Raw genomic sequence first — 25,012 nt, forward strand, 5'->3', positions numbered from 1 at the left:
AGTCCGGACCGAGGTGGCCGTGGGGTGGTTTTCAGCTGCCTCGGACGGACCTCGACGACCGGAGCCGCGCGGCGGCGCGCGTCAGGAGGTACCGCTGCTCCGGGGTGTTCGTGGTCCGCGCGGCCGCGGCGTCGTAGTGCCGGACGGCGCCGGCGACGTCCCCGGCCAGCTCCAGCAGGTGCGCGCGGACGGCGTCGGGCCGGTGCCCGCCCAGGTCAAGGGTCTCCAGCAGGGCGAGCCCGGCGGCGGGCCCGTGCACCATCGCCGTCGCGATCGCGCGGTTCAGCGTCACCACCGGGTTGTCCGTCACCCGCTCCAGCCGCCCGTAGGTCCGCAGGATCCGGTCCCAGTCGGTGTCTTCGACGCGCGGCGCGATGTCGTGCGTGGCGGCGATCGCGGCCTGCAGCCGGTACTCGCCCGCGTCGCCGAGCGCGAGCGCCTCGGTGACCAGCGCGACGCCCTCCCGGATCTGCCCGCGGTCCCACTTCGCCCGGTCCTGCTCGGCCAGCGGCACCAGCTCGCCGGACGGCCCGGTCCGCGCCGGGCGCCGCGCGTCGGTGAGCAGCATCAGCGCCAGCAACCCGGTGACCTCGCCGTCGGCCGGCAGCGTCCCGTGCAGCAGCCGGGTCAGCCGGATCGCCTCGCCGGACAACTCGGTCCGGTGCAGGCTGCCGCCCGCGCTGCTCGTGTAGCCCTCGTTGAACACCAGGTAGAGCACGTGCAGCACCGACCGCAGACGAGCTTCGCGCTCCTCGGGCGCGGGCAGCCGGAACGGCACGTCCGACGCCTTGATCCGCGCCTTGGCCCGGCTGATCCGCTGCGCCATCGTCGCTTCCGGAACCAGGAACGCCCGGGCGATCTCGGCCGTGGTCAGGCCACCGACCGCGCGCAGCGTCAGCGCGATCGCCGCCGCGGGCGTGAGCGCCGGATGGCAGCAGAGGAACAGCAACGTCAGCGTGTCGTCGGTGCCCGGGACGTCCGGCGGCGGTGGTTCGAGCGCCGCCGCGTCTTCCCGGCGGCGCCGGGCCTGGTCGCTGCGAAGCTGGTCGGTCAGCCGGTTGACGGCGGCATGGAGCAGCCACCCACGCGGGTTGTCCGGCAACCCGCCGGACGGCCAGTGCCGCGCGGCCGCGAGCAGCGCCTCCTGCACGGCGTCCTCCGCGGCGTCGAAGTCGCGGAACCGCCGCGCGACGACGCCGAGGACCTGCGGCGCGAGCGTGCGCAGCAGGTCCTCGACCCGGTCGCCGGGCATCAGGCGGGCGCGCTCATCACCTGGCGCACCTCGATCGGCTGCCCGATCGGCACCCCGGCCGGGCCGGGCGCGGCCGAGGCCTTCGCCGCGATCTCCAGCGCGCGCTCCTCGCTTTCGACGTCGACGACCCAGTAGCCGGCCAGCAGCTCCTTGCCCTCCGGGTACGGCCCGTCGGTGACCACGGGACTGGTCCGGCCGTCGGAGACCACCGTCTTCGCCAGGTCGGGCCCGGCCAGGCCCTGCGCGTCGACGAGCTCGCCCTTGTCCCGCAGCTCGGCGTCGAGCGCCTGCTGGAAGTCGATGTGCGCGCGGATGTCCTCCGGCGGCCATTCGCCCATCGGGAGGTCGCACGCGGTGCCTTCGGTGTAGCTCATCAGCAGCATGTACTTCGCCATGATCGGCTCCTTTCCGCGCCCCGGTGGCGCGTTCACGGGAAAGGACGGAGTCCGGTCCGCGTTCTCTACAGGGTTCGCCGATTTTCCAGCCACGTCTTCGCCAGCCGCTTCGGCGCCCGGCACAACCAGGCCTCGACCAGCACTTCCTCCAGCGTCGGCACGTCGATCCGGTCGAGCTCGACGAGGATCGCGGGGAAGCCGCGGAAGTGCGGCGTCGTGAAGAAGACGGCCGGGTCGTCGGCGATCAGCGCGTCCTTGACCCCGACGTCCGGCACGTAGGCGCAGAGCACCGGCCCGGCGGGCGCCCGCGCGCCGAGCGCTTCGACGTCGCCCTTGCGCAGCGGGCGCTCCCAGGCGTAGCCCTTCTTGCCGATCTGCCAGGCCGGATACCCGCGGGAGCTGTCCTCGATCACCTCAGGCAGCCCACGCGCGATCCGGCCGGCGTCGTCCCAGCCGGCCACGGAGATCAGCATAATCGCGAAAGTGACCGGAGAACTGAAACGCGCTCGCCTGGGGGTCTCCGTCGTCTTCGCCGTGTGCGGCGCGGCGTTCGCGACCTGGCTGGCGCGCATGCCGGCGGTGCAGGAGCACCTGGGGCTGACCACGGGCGGGCTGGCGACGGGGCTCTTCGGGCTCGCCCTGGGGTCGGTGGTCGCACTGGTGGGCGCGGGGGCGCTGCTCACCCGGATCGGCAGCCGCGCGGCCGTCGTCCTCGGCGCGGCCGTGCTGTGCGGCGGGCTGCCGCTGGTGGCGTTCGCGTGGTCCGCGCCGGTGTTCGTCGCCGCGCTCGTGGTGCTCGGCGTGGGCAACAGCCTGCTCGACGTCGCGATGAACGCCCACGCGGCTCGCGTCGAGGAGGGCTACGGGCGCCCCATCTTCGCCGGCTTCCACGCGTTCTGGAACATCGGCGGCCTCGCGGGTTCGGGCGTCGACGCGCTGATGGAGGCCCTGCACGTCCCGGTCTCGGTGCACTTCCCGATCGCGGGCGCGGTGCTGCTCGCGCTGGCGCTGTGGGGCCGGGCGCTGTTCCTGTCCGGGGCGGATCGCGGCCAGGGCGACGCGGCGTTCGCGTGGCCGGGCCGGGCGCTGGTGCCGCTCGGCGTGATCGCGTTCTGCGGGTTCGTCGCCGAGGGCGCGGTCAACAGCTGGAGTGCGGTGTACCTGGCAGACGTCACCGGCGCGACGCCCGCGCTCGCGTCACTGGGTTACTTCGCGTTTTCCGGGACGATGATCGCGGTCCGCCTGGTCGCCGACCGGGTGGTGGCGCGCACGGGCGCGGTGCGGTTCGTCCGCGTGGCGACCACGGTCGCGGTGCTGGGCTTCGCCGTGGTCCTCCTCGTGCCCTGGCCGGTCGCGGTGGTCTTCGGTTTCGCGGTGGTCGGCCTCGGCGTGGCCGGGATCGTGCCGATCGCGTGGAGCGTGGCGAGCCGCAAGCAGGCGGACGCGCCGGGCAAGGCGGTCGCGGCCGTCGCCGCGTGCGGGTACCTGGGGTTCCTGGTGGAGCCGGTGCTCGTGGGCGCGCTGGCGACGAGGATCGGGCTGCACTGGGCGTTGTCGTCGGCGGTCGTCGCGACGTTCGGGATCGTGTTCCTCGCACCGTCGCTGCGGGTCCGCGAGGCAGCGCTCACGCGGTGACTCTTTCCCGGAGCAGCCGGCGGACGGCCTTCCGGTCGCCTCCGACCGTCATCCGGCCGTCTTCGATCGCCGCGTCCAGGTCCGACGGCTTCTCGAGCAGGGCGTTCAACGTGGGCGGGTCGGTCCGGATCGTCGCGTCCGGGGTGGCGGGCTCGCCCGGCTCGACCGTCAGCCGGCCCGGCTCGGTGCGGACCGTCCACACGCGATCGTCCAGTTCGACGCGGTAGCAAGCCGTCGTGCGCGGGCGGGCGGAGCCGCGGAGGAACAGCAGCATCGACGTCGCGCCGAGCGTCGCCGGCTCGGGGAGGGGCACGCGGGCGGCCCACGCGCCGAGAGCCAGCACGATCGGCTCCAGCTCGCGGCCCCACTCGGTCAGCTCGTAGACCGTCGACGCCGCCGGGGGTGGCAGCTTCCGGCGGGTCAGCACGCCGTGGCCCTTGAGCTCGCGCAGCCGGTCGGTGACCAGGTTCGAGCTGGCGCCCGGCAGCGCGCGGCGGACGTCGGAGAACCGCTGCGGCCCGAGCAGCAGCTCGCGCACGACGAGCAGCGCCCAGCGTTCCCCGACGATGTCCAGCGCGCGGGCGGTGGCGCAGGCGTCTCCGTAGGTACGGCTCGTCGACATGGTGCCAATCTACAACTGAGAGGTTGTTTTAAACAACTAGAGCGGCGTACGGTCGCCGTCATGGGAAATCCAGTGGTGCACTTCGAGGTCATCGGGACGGACCCGGCGCGGCTGCGCGGGTACTACGGCGAGCTGTTCGGCTGGGAGTTCGACACCTCGGGGCCGGTGGCGGACCAGGTGTCGGAAGCGGGCAACTACGGCTTCGTCGAGACGGACACCATCCCGGGCGGCGTCGGCGGCGGCGCGGGACACGAGAGCCACGTGGTGTTCTACGTGGGCGTCCCGGACGTCGCGGCGGCGTTGGCGCAGGCCGAACGCCTCGGCGGAACGCGCCGGCTGGGCCCGGCCCGCGCGCCGGGGCGCGACCTGGTGGTCGCGCACTTCACCGACCCCGAGGGCAACCTGGTCGGGCTCGCCGGCCCGGCGTGACTAGTGGTCCGTCGTCGTGCCCTGGATATCGGCGCGGCACGCTTCGAGGAACCGGTCGCCGGTCTCGCTGATCCCCGTCAGCACGCGGTCGAGACCGGCCTGCCGCACCGCCGGGTCCCCGGAGTCCGGAACGGCGAGGACGTCGTTCGCCCCGTTGCGGGCCACTTTCCACAGTTCCTTGCCGCGCCGGCGGGGTTCTTCCGTGCCGAACAGCGCGACCTGGTTGTGCGCCTTGCGCAGCTCGTTGCGCCGTTCTCGCCACCGGGTCTCGATCTCGGCGCGGTTCTCCGGCAGGTTGACGAACTCCGACCGGATCAGCTGGAACGCCTCTTCGCCCGCGTTCGACAGGCCCGCGTAGGCCTTGACCCGTTCGTCACGCAGCCAGGTGGCGTGCTCGGCCGCGCGCTTCCGCTCCTCGGCACGCTGGGTCGCCTTCAGCTTGCGGCCCTCCACGAGCGTGGTGGTCAGCATCGTGAGCAGCACGCCGCCGAGCGTCGCGCCCACGGTGATCAGCTGCGTGGTCGTCCCCGAGTCCATGGCGGGATTGTCCCAGGGCTCCCGCAGCGAGGTTGACCTCGACCTTGCTGGAGCTTCAAGACTGGCGTGATGACGATCTGGATCTGCGGAACCTGCGGGGTCGAACACCCCGACACCGACCGGCCCCCGGCCGGCACCTGCGCCATCTGCGCCGACGACCGCCAGTGGGTGCCCGCTTCCGGGCAGGTGTGGACGACCCTCGGCAAGCTCTCGGCCGACGGCCACGAAGTCGTCCACGAGGAGCTGGAACCGGGCCTGCACCGGTTCAACCGCGAACCGCCGTTCGGCATCGGCCAGTGGACGCACCTGGTCCGGACCGCCGGGGGCAACCTCCTGTGGGACCCGCCGAACCACCTCGACGCGGCGCTCGCCACCGAGATCGAGGAGCTCGGCGGCGCCGCGGTGATCGTGGCCAGCCACCCGCACATGTACGGCTCCCAGGTCAGCTGGAGCCACCGCCTCGGCCGTGTCCCCGTATTGGTGCACGCCGCCGACCGGCAGTGGGTGCGGCGCGAAGACCCGGTGATCCGGGAGTGGTCCGGCACCGAGCGGATCCTGCCCGGCGTGACACTCATCGAGGCGGGTGGGCACTTCCCGGGCGCCGCGGTCGCCCACGTCGCGACCGGAACCGGCGGCTTCGTGCTGGCGGGTGACACGATGGTGCCGGTGGCGGCGGCGGGCTGGGTGACGTTCATGCGCAGCTACCCGAACAAGATCCCGCTGTCGGCCGGGCTGGTCAGGCGCATCGTGGACCGGCTCGAGCCGTACGAGTTCGACCGCCTCTACGGCCTCCTGGGCGGCAAGATCCTGGGCGACGCCAAGGGCGCGGTCCGCCGGTCGGCCGAGCGCTACGTCGAGTGGGTGAGCGGGGCGAACGACCACCTCGGCTGAAGGGACTGCCCGCGGTCGGGCTCACCCACGCCGAAGGGTGTTGAGCCGCGCGGCCTGCCGGGTCAGATGAGTGCATTCCGCGAGGTTGGGCGCCTTCTCGGCCGCTTCGGCGTACAACCGCGCGGCCGTCGTCAGATCGCCGTCGCGCTCGTGGAGGTACGCCGCCACCGCCGTGTACCGGGGCAGCGCGTCGTCCAGCTCCGCGAGGGCCGCCAGGCCGGCGCGTGGTCCGTCGGCCTCGCCCACCGCCACCGCGCGGTTGAGCCGGACGACCGGGCTGTCGGTCAGCTGCGCGAGCTCGTCGTACCACTCGACGATCTGCACCCAGTCCGTCTCCCCGGCGGTCGGCGCGTCGGCATGCAGGGCCGCGATGGCCGCCTGGGCCTGGAACTCGCCCAGCCGGTCGCGGGCGAGCGCCTTCTGCAGGATCGCCACGCCCTCGGCGATCGCCGAGGTGTCCCACCGGCCGCGATCCTGCTCGGCGAGGGGCACCAGGCTGCCGTCGGCCGCGATCCGCCCGGCGCGCCGGGCGTGGTGGAGCAGCATCAGCGCCAGCAGCCCCGCGACCTCCGGGTGGTCGATCGCGGCCGCGAGCTGCCGGGTGAGCCGGATGGCCTCGGCGGCCAGGTCGACATCGCCGGAGTAGCCCTCGTTGAAGACGAGGTAGAGGACGCGCAGCACGGTCGCGACGTCACCGGGCTGGTCGAACCGCACCTGCCCGACCGTGCGCTTGGCCCGGCTGATGCGCTGCGCCATGGTCGCTTCGGGAACCAGGTAGGCCTGCGCGATCTGACGCGTGGTCAGCCCGCCGACGGCGCGCAGGGTGAGCGCGACCGCCGAAGACGGCGTCAGTGACGGGTGCGCGCACAGGAAGTAGAGCTGGAGCGTGTCGTCCGAGGCGGCTGCCGGCCCGGGCGCCGGCTCGACGTCGACGAGGTCCTCACGCCGCCGCCGGGCGCCTTCCGACCTCGTTGCGTCGAGGAACTTGCGCCAGGCGACCGTGACCAGCCAGCCCTTCGGGTCGCGCGGCGGCTCGGCCGGCCAGACGCGGAGTGCTTCGAGCAGCGCGTCCTGCACGGCGTCTTCGGCCGAAGCGAAGTCGGCTCCGCGCCGCACGAGGATCCCGAGCACGTGCGGCGTCAGGCTTCGGAGCAGAACTTCGTCCACGGTTCACCCGATCGTTTCGGCCAGCTCGACGATGATCCCCGCCGGCCCGCGCAGGTAGCAGAGCCGGAAGCTGTCCTCGTACTGCGTCACCTCGCCGACGAGCTCGGCACCGTGGCGCCGCAGCCGGCCGACGACGTCGTCGATGTCCGCCACCTCGAACAGGATGTGCCGGATGCCGGGCTTGTTCGCCGGCGCGGCCGGATCCCCGGCCGGACTCGCGGGCGTCTCGTACTTGATCAGTTCGAGGCACCCGTTGCCGTCCGGGGTCCGCATCATCGCGACGTCCGAGCGGACGCCGGCCAGCCCGACGATGAGGTCGACGACGCGGCCCTCGACCGTCATCTCGCCCTCCAGCTCCAGCCCGAGCTCGCTGAAGAACGCCTTGGCGGCGCCGAGGTCCTCGACGACGATGCCGACGTGTTCGAGCCGCGCCAGGACGCTGTTGTCACCCATTGACGATCTCCTCCTCGGGCGTGCTGACGTTCCTTCTGCCGCTGCACGAGCTCTTCGACGGCGCTGGGCAGCGTCGTCTCGAAGTCGATCAACTTGGCCCAGGTGGGCGTGACCACGATCCGGACCATGCCGTCGTAGAGCGACCGCACGCCCTTCTCCCACTCCACCCGCTGCTCCGGCGTCATCTCGTAGGTGCCGTTGAACTGCAGGTACTCCTCCGGAATGCCGTCGACGACGTCCAGCTCGGCCGTGCCCCGGATCAGCAGGATCTTCGGCGGGTGCACCTCGGTGTCGATCGTCAGCGCGACCGCCGGGTTGCGGCGCAATGCCGGCAGCTTCGGCGCGTTCGTCGGCGTGCACAGGACGATCTGCGAGCCGTTCCACGTGAACGCGATCGGGATCGACCGGGGCGTGCCGTCGACGGCGGTGTAGGCCAGCCGGGTGAGGTCCCGGGCCAGCAGCTCCCGGCTGAGCGGGCGGTTCAGGATCTCGTCGATCGTGCTCTGCTGCATGTCGGTCTCCTCGTCGGATCGGCTGTGGTTCGTGCCGGGGACGGAACCGTGGGCGGCTTCTCGACACGGCGCCCATGTGACCTGGGTCACTCCGTAATGGTCGGCGTCGCGCCCCAGAACGGACGCAGCTCCAGCCACTCGCCGATCGGCTTCCCGCCCGCGCCCGGGGCGGCCGACAGCTCCGCGGCCAGCTCGAGGGCGCGCTCGTAGCTGTCGACGTCGATGACCGTCCAGCCGGCGATGAGGTCCTTCGTCTCGGCGAACGGGCCGTCGGTGACCGGCGGGCGTCCGTCGCCGTCGAACCGGACGAACGTCCCCTCCGGGGTGAGCGCCTGGTGCTCGACGAACTCGCCGGTCTCCTCGAGCCGGGCCCCGAAATCCTGCATGTACTGCACGTGGGCCGAGATCTCCTCCGGCGTCCACTGGTCCATGGGCACGTTGTGGACGGCAGCCGGGGCGCCTCGGTAGTGCTTCAGCAGCAGGTACTTGGCCATGATCGTTCTCCTCGGTCCGGGTGCGGCCCATCTTGGCCGCGTCCGACCCGGGGACGCGGCAGATCGCGCGTTCTCGACATCGCCGCCGGAGGAATTTTCTCAGGCCGTCGGGCGGCCGGCTCCGGCGTAGTCGTCGCCGTTCCTGCGGTAGGAGTGCACCTGCACCGCCTGGCCGGTCTGCGGCGCGTCGATCATCTGCTGGTTGCCGATGTAGAGCCCGACGTGGTGGATCTTCGTCGCCGGCTCGCCGTAGAAGATCAGGTCGCCCAGCTGCGGATCGGTCACGTGCGGGACGCTCCGGAACTGCGTGTCGGCCGTGCGCATCAGCTTGACGCCGGCGCTTCCGTACGCCGCCGTCGTCAGGCCGGAGCAGTCGAAGCCCGGGTCGTTGCCGCCGGTGCCGTTGCCGCCCCAGATGTAGGGGAGCCCGATCTTGTCGATGGCGAAGTTCACCGCGCTCAGCACCGCCGGGTTCGGCGCCGCGGAGCCCTGGCCGACCGTGCCGTAGACGTTGACCGTGGCCAGCGTCCGGTGCAGGAGCAGCGGCGCCGACTGCAGCTTCGCGACCGAGTCCCACCACGGCTGGCCCTGGGAGAGGTCGGTGCCGCCGTCGCACAGTGCGCGGCCGGTGGTCAGCGCGGCGTCGTCGATGTTCTGGACATCGGGCTTCCCGCCCGTGTAGCTCGCCTGGTACTTCGCCCAGATCGCGGGGGAGACCTGCATCGGCCCGGCGGCGTTCGCCGTCGAGACGACCTTGTTGTAGAAGTCGCGCACCTCGATCGTGCCGAGCGGCTTGTCCAGCACGCCGGTGGTGCCGATCTGCCCGCCCTGCGCGCGGCCGTGGTCCGTGGTCACCTTGCCGACCGCGGCCAGCGTCACCCACGACAGGTGGCAGCCCGGAGCGTCCTTTGCGAGTTTCGTCGTCGCCTTCGCGTAGCCGACCATCGCGCGCAGCGGGACGTCGAGCCACTGGCTGGTCTTGGACGCCCAGGCGTCGAACTCGCTCGCTTCCGGCACCTTGGGCGGCGCCGACGTCTGCGGGGATGTGGTCGGTTTCGGGACGGAAACCGGCTGGGTGACCGTCGCGGCGGCATTCGTCGTCTCCTGCTGCTTCGGCGCGAACTGGACGCCCACGACGAGCGCGGCGGCGACCACGACCACCGCGGCCACCACGACGGCGGCCTTCCGGCGGCGAGGCCCGGGCTTCTCCTCCGGTGCGACCTCGGGCTCTTCGATCGGCACGATCTCCGGCTCGTCGGTCACCGCGCGGCTCCGGTCAACCGGTCGAGGACGAAACCACGCAGGCCGTCGAGGTCGGTGTCCATCGCGACCTCGATCGGGCGGCCGGGACTGAACTGCGGATCGTCTTCGCCGAGCCTTCGCCGGTCGACGAGCGTCTGCCCGCGCGCCGGGCCCAGCCCGCAGTCGACGTCGACGCGGTAGGTCTCGGTCTGGAGGATTCCGGGCGAAATCGCCTCCGCGACCGCGACGGCGTCGTGCATGACCATGCGGTCTTCGCCGAACACGCGCGTGTAGTGCTGCCGGTAGGTCGAGGTGAGGCCTTCGAGGACGGCGCCGACCGGCCCCGACGACGCGAGCTTCGCCAGCCAGTCGGCGTCGACGGCGCAGCGGTGCGTGAGGTCGAGCGGCACGAGCACGACCGGGACGTCCTCCTCGACCAGCACGCGGCGAGCCGCTTCGGGATCGCTCCAGATGTTGAACTCGGCGGCGGTGGTGCTGTTGCCGAACGTCACCCCGCCGCCCATGATCACGAGCCGCGCGATCTTCGCCGCCGCGCCCGGGTGGGCCGCCAGCAGCGCGGCGATGTTCGTCAGCGGCCCGATCGGTGCGATGGTCACCGGCTCGTCGGCGGCTTCGAGCAGGTCGAGCATCAGGCGGACGGCGTCACGCTCGTCGAGGGGACGGCTCGCCTCGGGCAGCGTGTAGGAGTGGCCCGACAGGCCGTCGCCGCCGTGGACCTCCTTGGCGTCGCGCGGCTTCGAATACACGAGCGGCCGGGCGGCCCCGGCGGCCACCGGCACGTCGGTGCGGCCGAAGAGTTCCAGCAGCCGGCGTGCGTTCGAGGTCGTGCGGTCCAGTGGCACGTTGCCGAAAACCGACGTCACGCCCAGCAGTTCGACGTCCGGGGACAGCGCCGCCAGCGCGATCGCCAGCGCGTCGTCGACGCCCGGGTCGGTGTCGATGATCAGCTTCGTGCCCATCCAGCTCCCCTTGCCCGTGAACCCGTCCCGCACACAGGTTACGGTCACGGGCATGACGTCGATGTGGGGTGCGCCCGCCCTGTCGCGGGTGCGGGCCTGGCGGCGCGCGCGGCGCGACCCGCGGCAGGCGAAGTTCCTGACCGCCGACTCGCTGCGGTGGGTGCTGCGCAACCGCGCGTACACGCCTTGGTACCTCGTCCGGTACTACCGGCTGCTCAAGTTCCGGCTCGCCAACCCGCACATCATCCTGCGCGGGATGCTCTTCCTCGGGAAGGACGTCGAGATCCACTGCCGGCCGGGCTACGGGCGGCTGGAGATCGGCCGCTGGGTGCACATCGGCGACGGCAACGCGATCCGCTGCCACGAGGGTTCACTGCGGATCGGCGACAAGTCCGTGTTCGGCCGCCAGAACGTCATCAACTGCTACCTCGACATCGAGCTCGGCGCGGCCACGCTGGTCGCCGACTGGGTGTACATCTGTGACTTCGACCACGTCATCGCCGACATCCACGTGCCGATCAAGGACCAGGGCATCGTGAAGTCGCCGGTGCGCATCGGGCCGGACACGTGGCTGGGCACGAAGGTCAGCGTCCTGAAGGGCACCCGCATCGGCCGTGGTTCGGTGCTGGGCGCGCACGCGGTCGTGCGTGGCGACATCCCCGACTACTCGATCGCGGTCGGCGCGCCGGCTCGCGTGGTGCGTAACCGCGAAGAGGACTACGCGGCCGACGCAGCTCGCCGTGAGGCTGTCGCCGACATGGCGCGGAAGGCGAACAAGGCACTGCAGAAAACCCTCGGCGAGCAGTAGATCTACTCAGGTGCCGTGGTCTGCCTCCCGGGCATGATGACCGAGTGGGGGAGTCGCGGACTGTCTGGTCGTCGCTCGTGCTGGCGTTGTGCGCCGTGGGCCTGCTGCTCGTCGTGCCGTTCTTGTTCTTGCAGGGGTTCCTGGCGAGCTTCCCGGTGTTCGGCACGAGCAGCCACGCGGGCGACGGCTACCTGACTTGGGCGGCCTGGCTCGGCGCGGGACTGCCGCTGGTCGGCGTCGTCATCGCGGCTCTCGGGCGGCGTCCCGGGTGGACCTGGTTCTTCGGGATCTGCCTGGTCCTGGCCGTCGCGGTCGCCGGGATGAACTGGGTCGACCACGTCCGCCACGCCCCGCCGCCCCCGCCGGGGCCGCGCCACTGCGTCGAGCGCAGCGGCGGCGGCAACGACTGCCCGGGCGGCTGACCTACTCCTCGAACGTCATCTCCGGCGGCGGCCGGCGGAAGCCGCGGGTGATCGCCGCCAGGACGACGATGCCGATCGCCAGCCAGACCAGGCCGAACACCAGCGCGATGCCGTCCAGGTTGACCAGCAGCCACAAATCGACCACGGCCCCGATCACGGGGAAGACCACCCAGGTCAGCGCGCGTTTTCCGGTCCGGTCGCGCAGCCACGTCGCCAGGACGCTGACGTTGACGAACGTGAACGCCGTGAACGCGCCGAAGTTGATGAACGACGTCGACGTGCTGACGTCCAGCGACAGCGCGACCAGTCCGACGAGCCCGGTCAGGACGATGCCGAACACCGGCGTCGCGAACCGCGGCTGGAGCTTGCCGAAGATCCGCGGCAGGACGCCGTCGCGGCCCATGGCGAACATCAGCCGCGACGCGCTCGCCTGCGCGGCGATCCCCGACGCGAACTGCGCCACGACCAGACCGGCGAGGAAGAAGGACGCGAAGAGGTTGCCGCCGATCGTCGTCGCGATTTCGAACGCGGCCGACGACTCGTCGGTGAACGCGCTGCCCGGGTGCGCGAGCTGGGTGAAGTAGGCGAGCACGACGAAGATGCCGCCGCCGATCAGCGCGGTCAGCAGGATGGCGCGAGGGATCGTCCGGCGCGGCTCGGTCGTCTCTTCGGTCAACGTCGTCACGGCGTCGAAGCCGAGGAAGGAGTACGTCGCGAGCGCGGCGCCGCCGGAGATCGTCCCCAGCGTGCTCCCCGGGTGGAAGAACGGCTGGGTGCTCGCCAGCGAGCCGCCGACGTGCAGGACCTGCTTGACCGAAAGAACGACGAAGAAGCCGATCACCAGGATCTGGAAGGCCATCAGGACGAAGTTGGCCTTTTCGGCGATCTTGATGCCCAGGACGTTGAGGATCGTCGTCACGGCGATGAAAGTGATCAACCAGATCCAATTGGGCACCGCGGGGAACTCGGCCGAGAGGTAAGCGCCGCCGATCAGCCAGATCACCATCGGCAGGAAGAAGTAGTCGAGCAGCACGGCCCAGCCGACCAGGAACCCGGCGCGCGCGTCGACCGCTTTCCGGACATAGGTGTAGGCCGAGCCGGCGACGGGATGGGTGCGGGCCATCTTCCCGTAGCTCGCCGCGGTGAACAGCATCGCGACCAGGGCGAGCAGGTATGCCGAAGGAACGGTGCCGTCGGTCGTCGTCGCGACGATGCCGAAGGTGCCCAGCACGATGAGCGGCGCCATGTAGGCGAGCCCGAACAGGACGACGCCGGGCAGTCCGAGCCGGCGCTGCAGGGCGGCCGGGGCCGCGGCCGTGGAGGTCATCGGTCGTCTCCTTCTCGTGGACGCCAGCGGTCCGGGTCGATGCGGCCCTGGTAGAGCGGCAGGTCGAGGGGTGTGTCGGTGGGGGTGAACTGCGCCCACATGCGGTTGGTGCCCGCGGTGCCCACGCGGCGAACGCGCGCCACCTCGTCGAGGTCGATCGTGTGGGCGAGGACGCCTTGGCCGGTTCCCGGCAACGCGCCGAGCACGTCGCCTTCAGGCCCGGCGAGCAGGCTGTCGCCCATCCCGAACGGCCCGGCCGTGTTCACGCTGGCGACGAAGACCTGGTTGACGATGGCGTTCGCCCGGGCCAGCACGAGCTCCTGGGCGCGGTCGGGGGTCGTGGTCTGGACGGGGTTGAGCACGAGCTCGGCGCCCATCCACGCGAGGTGCCGGGTCACTTCCGGGAACCAGGCGTCGTAGCAGATGGAAAACCCGACGCGGCCGGCATCGGCCAAATCGGCGACGACGAACCGGTCGCCGGGGTCGTAGGGCTCGTGCGGCCGCCAAGGGAAGATCTTGCGGTACCAGCCGGCCAGCTCGCCTCGCGGAGAAAAGACGAGGGCGGTGTTGTACAGCTCGCCGTGGTCGCCTTCTTCGCAAACGGTGCCGGGCGCGAGCCAGATCCCCAGGTCGCCGGCCAGTTCCGCGAGTTCCTTGGTCCTCGGTCCGTGCAGGGGCTGGGCGGCGGCGCGGAGTCGCTCAGTGCGTTCGTCGCCTTCGCCGTCGACACCGCAGAGGTGCAGCTCGGGGAAGGCGGCCAGACGCGTGTCCGGAAACCGGCCGAGGACGCCTTCGACCTCGCCTGCGAACCCGCCGTCGCCGACGGGCCGGGGCGGCGCTTGCACGAGGGCGATCGGCAGTGGTCGCGGCATGGACGAAAAATAGTCCATCTTGAACACTTAAACAAGAGTGCTCAAGATGAGCAATTTGTACGGTACGGTCGGTTCATGGCGACGGCAGACCTGAGCGCGCCGGCACTGACCGGCATCCGGCGGCTGTCCGCACTGGACACGGTCCGCGCCCGCATCGCGCTCGCGGTGGAGCTCGGCCTGCTGAAGCCGGGGGAGCGCCTGCCGGCGAACTCCGACATCGCGCGAGCGCTCGGGGTCGCGGAGATCACCGTGCGCAGAGCCCTGGAGTCCCTGGTCGGCGACGGCCTGATCGAACGCCGTCGTGGCCGAGGCGGCGGAACGCTCGTGACCGAAAATCCGCCGCGTGAGCAAGTCCGCGAGGTCGGTGCGTACCGCGAGTCGGCGGCCGAGGTCCGCGACCTGATCGACCACCGCCTGGTCCTGGAGACCGGTCTGGTCCAGCTGGTGGCGAAGCGGTCGCCGGACCTGCCGCGCTTGCGGACGTTGGTCGCCCGCATGGACACGGCGACGGGCTGGGCGGAGTTCCACGAGCTCGACGCGGAGTTCCACCGGACGGTGGCGGCTCCCGCCCCGGCCGCGGCGGTGGCCCAGTACGAGACGGTGCTGGCCGAGCTGTACCGGTTCTACCTGCCGTACCCGATGACGAAGCTGCGCGAGTCGAACCGCGACCACGCGCGTCTGGTGAAGGCGCTGGCGGCGGGCGACCCGGACGCGGCGGCCCGCGTGACGAGGAAGCACGTGCGCGGCCTGCACCAGACGATGTTCGTCGGCCTGGCCACAGGAGACCCGCCAACGCCCGAAAACTGACGACGCCTCGGCTGAGCCGGATCGCCACGGCGATTGTCGGCGATGGTCACCAGCTCGTCGGGCTCGCTCGCGGTGTCGAACAGCGCGCCGAGCCGGGGTCTCTCGCCGCCGGTGCTCGGCGAGCGTCTCGCTCGGCGGGTGTTGCTTGAGGCCGCGAGAGGTCGGTCGGGCGCGGCGCAGCAGGGTCGGAAGAGGCGACAGCTCGTTGCTCCGACTGGAACTGGCTGGTTCTGCTGGGCTGCGGGGAACTCGGCGTGGTTCGGCAGTGATCGGAAGCTGGCGACAGCTCATTTGCCCGATCGGAACCGGCTGGGTTCTGCTCGGCTGCGGCCCGGAGACGGCGTGGTTTGGCAGTGGTCGGAAACTGACGACAGCTCACTTTGCCCCGGCCGGAACCGGCTGGGCTCTGCCCGGCAATGACCGGGAATCGGCGTGGTTTGGCAGTGGCTTGCGGCCTGTCTGGCCTGGCGATGGCCGGAGTCCGACCACCTCCCGGCGCCCTGGCGCGGTCAGCTCAGGCTCGACCCCGATCGGGGCCGAGACCTGTGACAGCCGCAGCCTGAGGCTACCGCCGTGGGCCGGAAGGCGACCATCGTCTTGGCTCCGGCCGTTCGGCGGTGATCATCGGCTGATCGGCCGATCTCCCCCGACCGCCCTCCCGGCAGCCTGGGTCCATGTCGATCACCCGGTTCGCCGTCCCGCTGCTCGTGGCCGCGGCGCTCGTCCCAGCCGTCCCCGCGGTCGCCGCCGCGGAGGGTGTCTCCTGGCAGCTCTGCTCTGCCGTCGCGAAAGGCTGGGACTCCGGTGATCGGCGCAGCGAGTGCACGCTCGTTCCGGTCCCGCTCGACTACGCCGACCCGGAGGGCCCGAAGATCGACATCGCCGTCAGCCGGATCAAGGCGACGGGCGCGAAAGCCGGCGTCGTCCTGCTGAATCCGGGTGGGCCCGGTCAGTCCGGCCTGACCATGCCGCGCAGCATCGCCGGCAGTCATGCCGGTGGCATCGGCCTCCACCACGACCTCATCGGGTTCGACCCGCGGGGCGTCGGCTACAGCGCCGACCTGCCGTGCGCGGTCGACTTCCCGGATCCCGACCCCGGCGTCCCCGACAAGGAGAAGGCTCGCGAAGCCGCGGAGCGCGCAGCAGCCGCGAACCGCGAGTGCGTTGCCGCGCACCCCGCCTTCGTCCGGAACCTGACCACGCCGACCATCGCCCGCGACCTGGACCGGATCCGGCAGGCTCTGGGCGAGGACAAGATCGGCTACTACGGCGTCTCCTGGGGCACCGCGCTCGGCGCGCAGTACCGATCGCTCTTCGACGACCACGTCGACAAGATGCTCCTCGACTCCGTCATGGCGCCGCACCTCGACGTCACCGAAATGGACGACGACCAGGCGACCGCCGGGGAGAACACCTTCCACGAGTTCGCGGCCTGGATCGCCCGCTACGACGCCGTCTACCACTTCGGGACCACCGAGCCCGCGGTCGCGAAGGCCGTCCTCGACCTGCGGGCGGAGTTCGGCGCGACCGTGAACGGCATGCTCGCCAACCCGCGCCGCGAGTGGCCCGGCCTCGCCGAGCAGCTCGCAGCCCTTCGCGATGGCGGCACATCCGCGCCGAAGACCGCGAAGACCCAGGGTTTCGGCTGGGACGGCGAGCCGCAGGCGTTCAACCACTTCCAGCAGACGGCCCTGCTCTGCAACGAGTCGCCGAGCCCCCGCGACTTCGACACCGTCTGGCAGCACCGCCTCGACCGGATGAAGCGGCTTCCGGTCGCCGGTGCCTACGGCTTCTACGAACAGCTCTGCATCGGCTGGCCACTGGACGCGCGGCCGTGGTCGTTCGCCAACGGACGAAGCCCGCTGCAGCTCGTCGGCCACGCCTATGAGCCGGTCACGCCCATCGGCTGGGCGATCCGGATGCAGCGAAAGATCGGCGGCACGCTGATGACCGTCGAGGACGACGCCCACGGCTCGCTGTCCTCACTGCCGTGCGCGGACGCCGCCGTCACTTTCTTCGACACGGGCCGGACGACGTCGGAGCCGTGCCCGGGCGCGCCGACCCCCAAGCCGTGACTCAGCGGGCCCGCAGCTGCTCGCGGACCTCCATCAGCGCGAAGCCGAGCAGGTTCAGCCCGCGCCAGTAGTCCGGCTTGGTCGCGTTCTTCTCCTCGCGCGCGAGGCCGCTGCCCCACACGAGGTCCTTCTTCGACGCCTCGACGATCACGGCCTCGCCGGTTCCGAGCAAGAACCGGCGCAGGTCGCGGTGGGCGCGGAACTTGGCCAGGTTGCCGTCGACGACGATGTCGAACCGGTGCCGTTCCCAGGTCGCGGCGTCGAACCCGGCGACCTCGCGGCCGAGCACCTTCGCCGTCTTCGCATCGGGCGTCTCCCGGATCAGCGCAGCCTTCTCGTGATCGCCGAACAGCTCGGCCTTGCCGGCCATCATGTAGTGCTCGGCGGTCGGGTAGACGACGCCGTCGGCCTCGAACGGGTCGACCCACCACTGGCTCAGGCAGCTCGCCGTCACCCGTCCGGACTTCGTGGGCGTGTGCCCGTAGAACAGCAGGTATTCGGGCTCCGCACCCTCGTGGACCTTTTCGCGCAACGCCTCGACACTGCGGACCCCGTCGACCTTCACCATTCGCCTAGTGGACCACGCGGTCAGAGGAGGAAGTGGAACAGGGGGCTGCCCGGCTCGATCCGCTCCACCTGCAGGGGGCTCGCGTCCATCCGCGCCAGCAGGCCCGGGAGGTCGGACGACCGGGCGATTTCCACGCCGACCAGCGCCGGGCCCATCTCGCGGTTGGTGCGCTTGACGTACTCGAAGCGGGTGATGTCGTCCTCGGGCCCGAGCACCTGCTCGAGGAACCGCCGCAGCGCGCCCGGCTCCTGCGGGAACCCGACGAGGAAGTAGTGCTTCAGCCCTTCGTGCATCAGCGAGCGTTCGAGGATCTCGCCGTAGCGGCTGACGTCGTTGTTGCCACCGGAGACCACGACGACGACGGTCTGCCGCGGCTTCACCTCGACCACCGAGCCGAGCGAGGCCGCGGCCAGCGCGCCCGCGGGCTCGGCGATGATCCCGTCGGACTGGTACATCGCCAGCATCTCGGTGCAGATGGCGCCTTCGGCGACCGCGGTCAGCTCGGCGCCGCTCTCGCGGATCAGCGGGTAGGTGACCGCGCCGGCCTCGCGCACGGCGGCGCCGTCGACGAACGAGTCGAGCTCGGGCAGCCGCACCGGCTGTCCCGCGGCCAGGGCAGCTGCCATGCACGCCGCGCCCGCGGGTTCGACGCCGACGACGCGGACCTCCGGGTGCCGCTCCCGCAGCCAGCTGCCGACACCGGCGAGCAGCCCGCCCCCGCCGACCGGGACGACCACGACGTCGGGGACGAAGCCGAGCTGCTCGACGACCTCCAACGCGACCGTGCCCTGGCCGGCGACGGTGCGGACGTCGTCGAACGCCGGCACGAGGGTCGCCCCGGTGCGCTGCGCGTCCTCGTTGGCGGCGGCGAAGGCGTCTTCGTACGTTTCGCCGACGACGATGACTTCGATGTGCGCGCCGCCGAGCGTCGCGATGCGTTCGCGCTTCTGCCGCGGCGTGGTGCCCGGGACGTAGACGCGGCCGTTCGCGCCGAGCCGCCGGCACGCGTATGCGACGCCCTGCGCGTGGTTACCGGCGCTGGCGCAGACGACGCCCAGGGCGCGCGTGGAGTCGTCCAGCTGGACGATGAAGTTGTAGGCGCCGCGGATCTTGTACGACCGGACGGTCTGCAGGTCTTCGCGCTTCACCCAGACCTGGGCGTCCACCCGGGACGACAGCCGCGCGCTCGGCTCCAGCGGCGTGCGGGTCACCACCCCGGCCAGCCGCTCGGCGGCCTTTTCGATGGTCGCCGCGGTCACCGTGTCGATGTCTTGCACCCGGTTGAATGTACGACTCGCGCATGCCGGGCAACCGTCCGGGCCTCCGGGCACATCAAAGGGGTGACGAACAGGACAGGGGGCGCCGGTGGACGACTTCACCGAGTACGTGACGACACGAGCCGGCTGGCTGCGCAAGGTCGCGTACCTGCTCTGCGGCGACTGGCACCGGGCCGACGACCTGGTCCAGTCGTCGATCACCCGGCTCTACGCGAACTGGCCGCGGGCCACCCGGGCGGACAACCTCGACGGGTACGCCCGCCGGACGCTGGTCAACACGTTCCTCGCCGAGCAGCGGCAGTCGTGGTGGCGGCGGGTGGATCTGCGCGGAATCGACCACGACCCGCCACCGGCGCCCGGCCCGGACGTCGACTCGGCGCTCGACTTGCGGGCCGCGCTGGACCGGCTGCCCGCGCGCCAGCGGGCGACCATCGTCCTGCGCTACTTCGGCGACCTGCCCGTGGCCGAAACCGCACGGGCCCTCGGGTGCTCCCAGGGCACCGTCAAGAGCCAGACCGCGAAAGCCGTGGAGACCCTCCGCGGGCTGCTGCGCGAGCCGATCGTGGAGGGACGAGCATGACCGACACCGAGCTGTCCACCATGCTGAAGGACCTGGCCGAGACACCCGCGCCGCCGCCCCGGCTCGACCTCGACCGCGCACGCCGGGCCGGCGGACGTCGTCGTCGCGCGCGGACCACGGCGCTGGTCGTCGGCTGCGCCGCGATCGTGACGGCCGCCGGCCTGACGGCCGTGTCGGTGTTCACGTCCACGCCACCGCCCGCGCCGGCCGCCGTCCTGCCCAAACCCGCGCCCGCGTCCGTCGCGCCGGCGCCCACCGACAACCCGCTGGTGGCGAAGGCGGGCTTCGGCTGGCTGCCGGAGGAGGTCAAGGGCGTCGAGTACGCCGCCGGCGGACACGGCGACACTGTTTTGGCCATCGGCCGCGGCGACCTGGCCCCGATGATCTGGCTCTCGGTCTACGACCGCGAACCGGCCGCACCGCGCGACTTGAGCGGCACGCCGAAGCAGATCCCGCAGAAAGTCGGCGGCCGTGACGGCCACTGGATCACAGCCGACGCGAACGACCCCCTCAACCACGGCGACAGCTACCTGCGCTGGCCGACCCCGGACGGCCGCTGGGCTCAGCTGCACACGTACTACCTCGCCCGGCCCGACCTGCAGCAGACGCTGGTGCGGGTGGCGAGCGAGGTGACCTTCAGGCCCCGGGCCGTGCCGCTGCCGCTGCACATCAGCAGTCTCCCGCCGACGTTCCACCTGTCCGACGCCTACACCTCGCGGCGACCGGACCAGGACGGCGTCCCCTGGAAGCTGGTGCTGCAGTACTCGGCGAACGGCGCACTGGTGACGATCAACGTCGCCCCGCCGGGCGCCACCCGCAAGGACGGCCTCGGCGTGCCGAAGTGCGTCACGAAGAACGGGCTGCAGGCCTGCGTCGGGATCGATCAGTCGAAGGCCGCTGGCATCACCGCGCAGGAGCTGCTGAGCCGGATCACGCTGCTCGGCCCGGACGAGGCGAAGTGGACCGAGCACGTGATCGGGTGATCAGCCCTTCGGCACCGCCGGGTAGGGGACGAAGGTGCTGGTGTTCTCGTCGACGGTGAGCTGCTTGCCGATCGTCGGGAACGCGCGCTGCGAGCAGGCCGGCCGTTCGCAGACTTTGCAGCCCATCCCGATCGGCGTCGCGGCGGCCGGCTCGTCGAGATCGAGGCCCGTCGAATAGACGAGCCGTCCGGCGTGGCGGAGTTCGCAGCCCAGGCCCACGGTGAACGTCTTGCCGGGACTGCCGTACCCGCCGATGTTGCGCGACACCGTGCGCGCGACCCAGAAGTAGCTCTTGCCGTCGGGCAGCGTCGCGATCTGCGTCAGGATCTTCCCCGGCTGGGTGAACGCCTCGTAGATGTTCCAGAGTGGACAGGCGCCGCCCACCCGGGAGAAGTGGAAGCCGGCCGCGGACTGGCGCTTCGACATGTTCCCCGCCCGGTCCACCCGCACGAAGGAGAACGGCACCCCGCGCTGCTTCGGACGTTGCAACGTGGACAGCCGGTGGCACACGGTCTCGAAGCCGACGCCGTAGTGGTCGCACAGCCGCTCGATGTCGTAGCGGAACCGCTCGGCCGTGGCCAGGAACGGTCCGTAGGGGAGGATCAGCGCCCCCGCGAAGTAGTTCGCCAGGCCGACACGCGCCAGCGAACGCGCCGCCGGCCCGGAGAACGCCCACGAGTCGGCCAGCTCGGTGATCAGGTCGTCGTAGTCGAGCAGCGCGATCTGCGAAGCCATCCGAAACGCCTGCTGCCCGACCCGCAGGCTGGGCGCCAGCCGCAGCACGCGCGTCACCGGCTCGTAGCGGTGCTGCTGGCCGGCGGATTCGTCGATGCCGTCGTTGGTCACTTCGACGCCGTAGCGCTGCCAAAGCCGTTCCTTCAGCGCGCTGAGCACCTGGCCGCGCTGCAGCGGGATGTCGGCCGCCATCTTCTCGGCGCGTTCGTCCAGTTCGGCGACGTAGTTCTCGCGCTCGTAGAAGAAGTCGCGGACCTCCTCGTGCGGCAGCGCCCCGGCGGCGCTGCCGTGCAGGCCCAGGCCGTTTTCCGTGGTCAGCGCGGCGGTGCTTTCGACGGCGTTGCGGTAGCTGCGGTGCAGCTTGACCAGCGCCTGGGCGATCGCCGGCAGGTTCGTGGCCAGCTCGTTGAGCTCGCTGGTCGTGACGTCGACGCCGAGGACCTCGTCGAGCAGGGCTTCCTTGACGTCGGCGACCAGCCGCGACGTGTCGTTGTTGGCGAAGAACTCCGTGTCGACCCCGAAGGCCTGCGTGATCCGCAGCAGCACCGGGACCGTCAGCGGACGCGAGTTGTGCTCGATCTGGTTGAGGTAGCTGGGTGAGATCTCCAGCACACGGGCGAGGTCGGCCTGGCTCATCGACCGGCTTTCGCGCAAATGACGCAACCGCGCTCCGGCGAAAGTCTTCTCCATTCGAGCCCTCTTCTCCGGAAGGTTTCCGGTCCTGAACGGTTACGTGAACGGTCAAGAACGCGAATTTTCGATCAGTTGCGAACCGGGCGATTCGCAACCTTTGCAAAGAGCCTACGGACCCTTCGCACAAATTGGCAACTTGGACAGCTGGACCGAATTTTCCCAGCCGTGCGAGGGTCAGATCAGGCAAGGCGAGCAATCGCAAACTTCGCAACACCGGGAGATCCGATGACGGAACAGGCCAAGCAGGCGGCCGCGGAGCTGGCGGCGCAGTGGGCGAACGACCCCCGCTGGGCGGGCGTGCAGCGCTCCTACTCGGCTGAGGACGTCGTCAAGCTGCGCGGCAGCGTGGTCGAGGAGCACACCCTGGCGCGCCGCGGCGCGGAGAAGCTGTGGGACCTGCTGCACACCGAGGACTACGTCCACGCGCTCGGCGCCCTCACCGGCAACCAGGCCGTCCAGCAGGTCCGCGCGGGCTTGCAGGCGATCTACCTGTCCGGCTGGCAGGTCGCGGCCGACGCCAACCTCTCCGGCCAGACCTACCCCGACCAGAGCCTCTACCCGGCCAACTCGGTGCCGGCCGTGGTCCGCCGCATCAACAACGCGCTGGGCCGCGCGGACCAGATCAACTGGGCCGAGGGCAACACCGACATCGACTGGTACGCGCCGATCGTCGCCGACGCCGAGGCCGGCTTCGGTGGCCCGCTCAACGCGTTCGAGCTGATGAAGGGCATGATCGCCGCCGGCGCCGCGGGTGTGCACTGGGAAGACCAGCTCGCGTCCGAGAAGAAGTGTGGTCACCTCGGCGGCAAGGTCCTCATCCCGACCAAGCAGCACGAGCGCACGCTGAACGCCGCCCGCCTCGCCGCGGATGTGCTGAACGTGCCGTCGCTGATCGTCGCCCGCACCGACGCGCAGGCCGCGACGCTGCTGACCAGCGACGTCGACGAGCGCGACCAGCAGTTCCTCACCGGCGGCCGCACCGCCGAGGGCTTCTACGAGGTCCGCAACGGCATCGAGCCGTGCATCGAGCGCGGCCTGGCCTACGCCCAGTACGCCGACCTGCTCTGGATGGAGACCTCCGAGCCGGACCTCGAGGTGGCGCGCAAGTACGCCGAGGCCATCAAGGCGAAGTTCCCGGACCAGATGCTGGCCTACAACTGCTCGCCGTCGTTCAACTGGAAGAAGCACCTGGACGACGCGACGATCGCGAAGTTCCAGCGCGAGCTCGGCCACATGGGCTACAAGTTCCAGTTCATCACGCTGGCCGGCTTCCACGCGCTGAACTACTCGATGTTCGACCTGGCGCACGGCTACGCCCGCGAGGGCATGACCGCCTACGTCGACCTGCAGGAGCGCGAGTTCGCTTCGGAGAGCCGCGGCTACACCGCCACCAAGCACCAGCGCGAGGTCGGCACCGGCTACTTCGACAACGTCGCGACGGCGCTGAACCCGGAGAGCTCCACCACGGCGCTCAAGGGCTCCACCGAAGAAGCCCAGTTCCACTGATCCCGGTCGCGGCCTGACGGCGACCCCCTCCGTCGTCAGGCCGCGTCCCTCCCTTCTTTCCTTCCCTGCACTGCTCTGCTCGCGGAGGCATCCCATGGTTGATCGACTGAACTACCGCATCGAGGTCACCGGGCCGGTCGAGGGCCGGTTCGCCGAAATCCTGACCCCGGCGGCACTCGACTTCCTGGCCAAGCTCGACAACACGTTCGCCGGCCGCCGGCGCGAGCTGCTCGACGCCCGTCGCGTGCGCCGCGAGGAGCTGCAGTCCGGCGAGAAGCCGCTCGGCTTCCTGCCCGAGACGCGCCGGGTGCGTGACGACCACTCGTGGCAGGTCGCGCCGACCGCGCCGGGTCTGGAGGACCGCCGCGTCGAGATCACCGGCCCGACCGACCGCAAGATGACGGTCAACGCGCTGAACTCCGGCGCGAAGGTCTGGCTGGCGGACTTCGAGGACGCGACGTCGCCGACGTGGCACAACGTCATCGACGGACAGATCAACCTCTACGACGCGATCCGCCGCAACATCGACTTCACGACCGAGGCTGTGTCTGATGCCGCCTCCGCGGGAAAGAGCACGTCGGCGGGCAAGCACTACACGATCGGCGACGACCCGGCGACGATCGTCGCGCGCCCGCGTGGCTGGCACCTGGTGGAGAAGCACATCCGCATCGACGGCCGTCCCGTGTCGGCGAGCCTGGTCGACTTCGGCCTGTACTTCTTCCACAACGCGCGCCAGCTGCTCGCCCGCGGCGTCGGCCCGTACTTCTACCTGCCGAAGCTGGAGAACCACCTCGAAGCGCGGCTGTGGAACGACGTCTTCCTGATGGCGCAGCGCGAGCTCGGCATCCCGCGCGGCACGATCCGCGCCACCGTGCTGATCGAGACGATCACCGCCGCGTTCGAAATGGACGAAATCCTCTACGAGCTCCGCGAGCACGCGGCGGGTCTCAACGCCGGGCGCTGGGACTACATCTTCAGCATGATCAAGAACTTCGCCGCGCACGGCGCCGACTTCGTCCTGCCGGACCGCGCGCAGGTCACGATGACCGTGCCGTTCATGCGCGCCTACACCGAACTGCTGGTGAGCACCTGCCACAAGCGCGGCGCCCACGCCATCGGCGGTATGGCCGCGTTCATCCCGAGCAAGGACCCCGAAGTCAACGCGATCGCGGCCGAGAAGGTCCGCGCCGACAAGGAACGCGAGGCCGGCGACGGTTTCGACGGCTCGTGGGTCGCCCACCCGGGCCTGGTCCCGATCTGCCGCGAGGTCTTCGACGGCGTGCTCGGCGGCTGGCCCAACCAGCTCGGCAAGCTGCGCGACGACGTCCATGTCACCGCCGAGGACCTGCTCGACGTGGCCAGCGCCGGCGGCGAGGTCACCGAAGCGGGCGTGCGCGCGAACATCAACGTCGCGTTGCGCTACGTCGATGCCTGGCTGCGCGGCACCGGCGCGGCGGCGATCCACAACCTGATGGAGGACGCGGCGACGGCGGAGATCGCGCGCTGCCAGGTCTGGCAGTGGATCCGCAACGGCACGAAGCTCGAGGACGGCACGGCGCTGACCCGCGAGCTGGCGGTCGAGTACCTGAACGAGGAGCTCGCGTCGGTGCGCGCGGAGCTGGGCACCGGCAACCGCCTCGACGACGCGTACGAAATCTTCACCGAAACCGCGCTGGGCGAGAAGCTGCCGAGCTTCCTCACCACGGGCGCCTACGCGCGGTATCTCACGGACGCCCGGTAGCAGGGGCTG

Annotated in this window: 26 protein-coding genes and 1 pseudogene; 11 read left to right on the forward strand and 16 right to left on the reverse strand. The window is 71.0% G+C overall.

What is annotated here, in order from left to right:
- Positions 1 to 31 precede the first annotated feature (31 nt).
- The 3 genes from ACZ4TR_RS42255 to ACZ4TR_RS42265 form a co-directional block, all read right to left on the reverse strand.
- On the reverse strand, positions 32 to 1,252 hold the full coding sequence (locus ACZ4TR_RS42255) for an RNA polymerase sigma factor (protein WP_465293841.1): 1,221 nt from the start codon (positions 1,250 to 1,252) through the stop codon (positions 32 to 34).
- The gene (locus ACZ4TR_RS42260) at positions 1,252 to 1,647 is read right to left on the reverse strand and encodes a YciI family protein (protein WP_465293843.1); all 396 of its coding nucleotides are present in this window, start codon (positions 1,645 to 1,647) and stop codon (positions 1,252 to 1,254) included. The genes ACZ4TR_RS42255 and ACZ4TR_RS42260 overlap by 1 nt, the downstream gene beginning before the upstream one ends.
- A gap of 65 nt (positions 1,648 to 1,712) precedes the next feature.
- Entirely contained in the window at positions 1,713 to 2,120 is a 408-nt protein-coding gene (locus ACZ4TR_RS42265) for an MmcQ/YjbR family DNA-binding protein (protein WP_465293845.1), read from the reverse strand.
- A 10-nt stretch (positions 2,121 to 2,130) separates the two neighbouring features.
- On the opposite strand from ACZ4TR_RS42265, the gene ACZ4TR_RS42270 reads away from it, so the two are divergent.
- Positions 2,131 to 3,282 carry an MFS transporter gene (locus ACZ4TR_RS42270; RefSeq protein ID WP_465293847.1) on the forward strand — a complete coding sequence of 384 codons (1,152 nt, stop codon included), beginning with the start codon at positions 2,131 to 2,133 and terminating at the stop codon, positions 3,280 to 3,282.
- Here ACZ4TR_RS42270 and ACZ4TR_RS42275 read toward each other — a convergent pair.
- Positions 3,272 to 3,904, reverse strand: a complete 633-nt coding sequence (locus ACZ4TR_RS42275) for a winged helix-turn-helix transcriptional regulator (protein WP_465293849.1) — start codon at positions 3,902 to 3,904, stop codon at positions 3,272 to 3,274. The two genes, ACZ4TR_RS42270 and ACZ4TR_RS42275, sit on opposite strands and share 11 nt — an antisense overlap.
- 60 nt (positions 3,905 to 3,964) lie before the next feature.
- On the opposite strand from ACZ4TR_RS42275, the gene ACZ4TR_RS42280 reads away from it, so the two are divergent.
- Entirely contained in the window at positions 3,965 to 4,333 is a 369-nt protein-coding gene (locus tag ACZ4TR_RS42280; RefSeq protein WP_465293851.1) for a VOC family protein, read from the forward strand.
- On the opposite strand, the gene ACZ4TR_RS42285 is transcribed toward ACZ4TR_RS42280, so the two are convergent.
- A complete protein-coding gene (locus tag ACZ4TR_RS42285) occupies positions 4,334 to 4,870 on the reverse strand; it encodes a hypothetical protein (RefSeq protein ID WP_465293853.1) in 537 nt (178 codons plus the stop codon). It lies immediately after the preceding gene.
- A gap of 69 nt (positions 4,871 to 4,939) precedes the next feature.
- Between ACZ4TR_RS42285 and ACZ4TR_RS42290 the strand changes: the two genes are divergently transcribed.
- A complete protein-coding gene (locus ACZ4TR_RS42290) occupies positions 4,940 to 5,761 on the forward strand; it encodes an MBL fold metallo-hydrolase (protein ID WP_465293855.1) in 822 nt (273 codons plus the stop codon).
- A gap of 21 nt (positions 5,762 to 5,782) precedes the next feature.
- On the opposite strand, the gene ACZ4TR_RS42295 is transcribed toward ACZ4TR_RS42290, so the two are convergent.
- The 6 genes and pseudogenes from ACZ4TR_RS42295 to ACZ4TR_RS42320 all read right to left on the reverse strand — a co-directional run bounded on the left by ACZ4TR_RS42295 (position 5,783) and on the right by ACZ4TR_RS42320 (position 10,609).
- The gene (locus ACZ4TR_RS42295) at positions 5,783 to 6,928 is read right to left on the reverse strand and encodes an RNA polymerase sigma factor (protein ID WP_465293856.1); all 1,146 of its coding nucleotides are present in this window, start codon (positions 6,926 to 6,928) and stop codon (positions 5,783 to 5,785) included.
- Positions 6,929 to 6,931: 3 nt separating this feature from the next.
- A complete protein-coding gene (locus tag ACZ4TR_RS42300) occupies positions 6,932 to 7,381 on the reverse strand; it encodes a VOC family protein (protein ID WP_465293858.1) in 450 nt (149 codons plus the stop codon).
- 26 nt (positions 7,382 to 7,407) lie between these two features.
- A pseudogene (locus ACZ4TR_RS42305) lies at positions 7,408 to 7,893 on the reverse strand (pyridoxamine 5'-phosphate oxidase family protein); the annotation flags it as partial.
- A gap of 86 nt (positions 7,894 to 7,979) precedes the next feature.
- Complete coding sequence (locus tag ACZ4TR_RS42310; RefSeq protein ID WP_364513177.1) at positions 7,980 to 8,387, reverse strand: YciI family protein; 408 nt, start codon at positions 8,385 to 8,387, stop codon at positions 7,980 to 7,982.
- Between the two features lie 99 nt (positions 8,388 to 8,486).
- Complete coding sequence (locus tag ACZ4TR_RS42315) at positions 8,487 to 9,623, reverse strand: C40 family peptidase (RefSeq protein ID WP_364513479.1); 1,137 nt, start codon at positions 9,621 to 9,623, stop codon at positions 8,487 to 8,489.
- A 23-nt stretch (positions 9,624 to 9,646) separates the two neighbouring features.
- Positions 9,647 to 10,609, reverse strand: a complete 963-nt coding sequence (locus tag ACZ4TR_RS42320) for a nucleoside hydrolase (protein WP_465294131.1) — start codon at positions 10,607 to 10,609, stop codon at positions 9,647 to 9,649.
- A gap of 52 nt (positions 10,610 to 10,661) precedes the next feature.
- On the opposite strand from ACZ4TR_RS42320, the gene ACZ4TR_RS42325 reads away from it, so the two are divergent.
- Both ACZ4TR_RS42325 and ACZ4TR_RS42330 read left to right on the forward strand, forming a co-directional pair.
- On the forward strand, positions 10,662 to 11,417 hold the full coding sequence (locus ACZ4TR_RS42325) for an acyltransferase (protein WP_364513174.1): 756 nt from the start codon (positions 10,662 to 10,664) through the stop codon (positions 11,415 to 11,417).
- Positions 11,418 to 11,461: 44 nt separating this feature from the next.
- The gene (locus tag ACZ4TR_RS42330; RefSeq protein ID WP_465293860.1) at positions 11,462 to 11,839 is read left to right on the forward strand and encodes a hypothetical protein; all 378 of its coding nucleotides are present in this window, start codon (positions 11,462 to 11,464) and stop codon (positions 11,837 to 11,839) included.
- Between the two features lies 1 nt (position 11,840).
- Here ACZ4TR_RS42330 and ACZ4TR_RS42335 read toward each other — a convergent pair whose 3' ends face one another.
- On the reverse strand, positions 11,841 to 13,166 hold the full coding sequence (locus ACZ4TR_RS42335; RefSeq protein ID WP_465293862.1) for an APC family permease: 1,326 nt from the start codon (positions 13,164 to 13,166) through the stop codon (positions 11,841 to 11,843).
- Positions 13,163 to 14,038 (reverse strand): carbon-nitrogen hydrolase family protein, encoded by an 876-nt coding sequence (locus tag ACZ4TR_RS42340; RefSeq protein ID WP_465293864.1) that lies wholly within the window; start codon positions 14,036 to 14,038, stop codon positions 13,163 to 13,165. The genes ACZ4TR_RS42335 and ACZ4TR_RS42340 overlap by 4 nt, the downstream gene beginning before the upstream one ends.
- 75 nt (positions 14,039 to 14,113) lie before the next feature.
- On the opposite strand from ACZ4TR_RS42340, the gene ACZ4TR_RS42345 reads away from it, so the two are divergent.
- Together ACZ4TR_RS42345 and ACZ4TR_RS42350 are read left to right on the forward strand one after the other, a co-directional pair.
- On the forward strand, positions 14,114 to 14,845 hold the full coding sequence (locus tag ACZ4TR_RS42345) for a FadR/GntR family transcriptional regulator (RefSeq protein WP_465293866.1): 732 nt from the start codon (positions 14,114 to 14,116) through the stop codon (positions 14,843 to 14,845).
- Between the two features lie 674 nt (positions 14,846 to 15,519).
- On the forward strand, positions 15,520 to 16,920 hold the full coding sequence (locus tag ACZ4TR_RS42350; RefSeq protein WP_465293868.1) for an alpha/beta fold hydrolase: 1,401 nt from the start codon (positions 15,520 to 15,522) through the stop codon (positions 16,918 to 16,920).
- A 1-nt stretch (position 16,921) separates the two neighbouring features.
- On the opposite strand, the gene ACZ4TR_RS42355 is transcribed toward ACZ4TR_RS42350, so the two are convergent.
- Positions 16,922 to 17,488 carry an NADAR family protein gene (locus ACZ4TR_RS42355; RefSeq protein ID WP_364513165.1) on the reverse strand — a complete coding sequence of 189 codons (567 nt, stop codon included), beginning with the start codon at positions 17,486 to 17,488 and terminating at the stop codon, positions 16,922 to 16,924.
- Between the two features lie 20 nt (positions 17,489 to 17,508).
- Positions 17,509 to 18,765, reverse strand: coding sequence for a threonine ammonia-lyase IlvA (gene ilvA / locus ACZ4TR_RS42360; RefSeq protein ID WP_465293870.1), 1,257 nt, complete (start codon positions 18,763 to 18,765; stop codon positions 17,509 to 17,511).
- A gap of 88 nt (positions 18,766 to 18,853) precedes the next feature.
- Between ilvA and ACZ4TR_RS42365 the strand changes: the two genes are divergently transcribed.
- Positions 18,854 to 19,345, forward strand: coding sequence for a SigE family RNA polymerase sigma factor (locus ACZ4TR_RS42365; protein WP_465293872.1), 492 nt, complete (start codon positions 18,854 to 18,856; stop codon positions 19,343 to 19,345).
- A complete protein-coding gene (locus ACZ4TR_RS42370) occupies positions 19,342 to 20,328 on the forward strand; it encodes a hypothetical protein (protein ID WP_465293874.1) in 987 nt (328 codons plus the stop codon). Before ACZ4TR_RS42365 ends, ACZ4TR_RS42370 begins: the two co-directional genes overlap by 4 nt.
- On the opposite strand, the gene ACZ4TR_RS42375 is transcribed toward ACZ4TR_RS42370, so the two are convergent.
- A complete protein-coding gene (locus ACZ4TR_RS42375; protein ID WP_465293876.1) occupies positions 20,329 to 21,753 on the reverse strand; it encodes a short-chain fatty acyl-CoA regulator family protein in 1,425 nt (474 codons plus the stop codon).
- Positions 21,754 to 21,981: 228 nt separating this feature from the next.
- Here ACZ4TR_RS42375 and aceA point away from each other — a divergent pair, with 228 nt between their 5' ends.
- Positions 21,982 to 23,262: an isocitrate lyase gene (gene aceA, locus ACZ4TR_RS42380; protein ID WP_364513156.1), complete on the forward strand. Its 1,281-nt coding sequence runs from the start codon at positions 21,982 to 21,984 to the stop codon at positions 23,260 to 23,262.
- 94 nt (positions 23,263 to 23,356) lie between these two features.
- On the forward strand, positions 23,357 to 25,003 hold the full coding sequence (aceB, locus tag ACZ4TR_RS42385) for a malate synthase A (protein ID WP_465293877.1): 1,647 nt from the start codon (positions 23,357 to 23,359) through the stop codon (positions 25,001 to 25,003).
- Positions 25,004 to 25,012: the final 9 nt, after the last annotated feature.

This window comes from Amycolatopsis sp. NPDC028719 (assembly GCF_055565395.1).

What these genes read in the sequence shown, in the direction of transcription:
- ACZ4TR_RS42255 (WP_465293841.1), bottom strand. Translation starts at nt 1,252, where the DNA reads ATGCCCGGCGACCGGGTCGAGGACCTGCTGCGCACGCTCGCGCCGCAG.
- ACZ4TR_RS42260 (WP_465293843.1), bottom strand. Translation starts at nt 1,647, where the DNA reads ATGGCGAAGTACATGCTGCTGATGAGCTACACCGAAGGCACCGCGTGC.
- ACZ4TR_RS42265 (WP_465293845.1), bottom strand. Translation starts at nt 2,120, where the DNA reads ATGCTGATCTCCGTGGCCGGCTGGGACGACGCCGGCCGGATCGCGCGT.
- ACZ4TR_RS42275 (WP_465293849.1), bottom strand. Translation starts at nt 3,904, where the DNA reads ATGTCGACGAGCCGTACCTACGGAGACGCCTGCGCCACCGCCCGCGCG.
- ACZ4TR_RS42280 (WP_465293851.1), top strand. Translation starts at nt 3,965, where the DNA reads ATGGGAAATCCAGTGGTGCACTTCGAGGTCATCGGGACGGACCCGGCG.
- ACZ4TR_RS42285 (WP_465293853.1), bottom strand. Translation starts at nt 4,870, where the DNA reads ATGGACTCGGGGACGACCACGCAGCTGATCACCGTGGGCGCGACGCTC.
- ACZ4TR_RS42290 (WP_465293855.1), top strand. Translation starts at nt 4,940, where the DNA reads ATGACGATCTGGATCTGCGGAACCTGCGGGGTCGAACACCCCGACACC.
- ACZ4TR_RS42300 (WP_465293858.1), bottom strand. Translation starts at nt 7,381, where the DNA reads ATGGGTGACAACAGCGTCCTGGCGCGGCTCGAACACGTCGGCATCGTC.
- ACZ4TR_RS42310 (WP_364513177.1), bottom strand. Translation starts at nt 8,387, where the DNA reads ATGGCCAAGTACCTGCTGCTGAAGCACTACCGAGGCGCCCCGGCTGCC.
- ACZ4TR_RS42320 (WP_465294131.1), bottom strand. Translation starts at nt 10,609, where the DNA reads ATGGGCACGAAGCTGATCATCGACACCGACCCGGGCGTCGACGACGCG.
- ACZ4TR_RS42325 (WP_364513174.1), top strand. Translation starts at nt 10,662, where the DNA reads ATGACGTCGATGTGGGGTGCGCCCGCCCTGTCGCGGGTGCGGGCCTGG.
- ACZ4TR_RS42335 (WP_465293862.1), bottom strand. Translation starts at nt 13,166, where the DNA reads ATGACCTCCACGGCCGCGGCCCCGGCCGCCCTGCAGCGCCGGCTCGGA.
- ACZ4TR_RS42340 (WP_465293864.1), bottom strand. Translation starts at nt 14,038, where the DNA reads ATGCCGCGACCACTGCCGATCGCCCTCGTGCAAGCGCCGCCCCGGCCC.
- ACZ4TR_RS42345 (WP_465293866.1), top strand. Translation starts at nt 14,114, where the DNA reads ATGGCGACGGCAGACCTGAGCGCGCCGGCACTGACCGGCATCCGGCGG.
- ACZ4TR_RS42350 (WP_465293868.1), top strand. Translation starts at nt 15,520, where the DNA reads ATGTCGATCACCCGGTTCGCCGTCCCGCTGCTCGTGGCCGCGGCGCTC.
- ACZ4TR_RS42355 (WP_364513165.1), bottom strand. Translation starts at nt 17,488, where the DNA reads ATGGTGAAGGTCGACGGGGTCCGCAGTGTCGAGGCGTTGCGCGAAAAG.
- ACZ4TR_RS42370 (WP_465293874.1), top strand. Translation starts at nt 19,342, where the DNA reads ATGACCGACACCGAGCTGTCCACCATGCTGAAGGACCTGGCCGAGACA.
- ACZ4TR_RS42375 (WP_465293876.1), bottom strand. Translation starts at nt 21,753, where the DNA reads ATGGAGAAGACTTTCGCCGGAGCGCGGTTGCGTCATTTGCGCGAAAGC.
- aceA (WP_364513156.1), top strand. Translation starts at nt 21,982, where the DNA reads ATGACGGAACAGGCCAAGCAGGCGGCCGCGGAGCTGGCGGCGCAGTGG.
- aceB (WP_465293877.1), top strand. Translation starts at nt 23,357, where the DNA reads ATGGTTGATCGACTGAACTACCGCATCGAGGTCACCGGGCCGGTCGAG.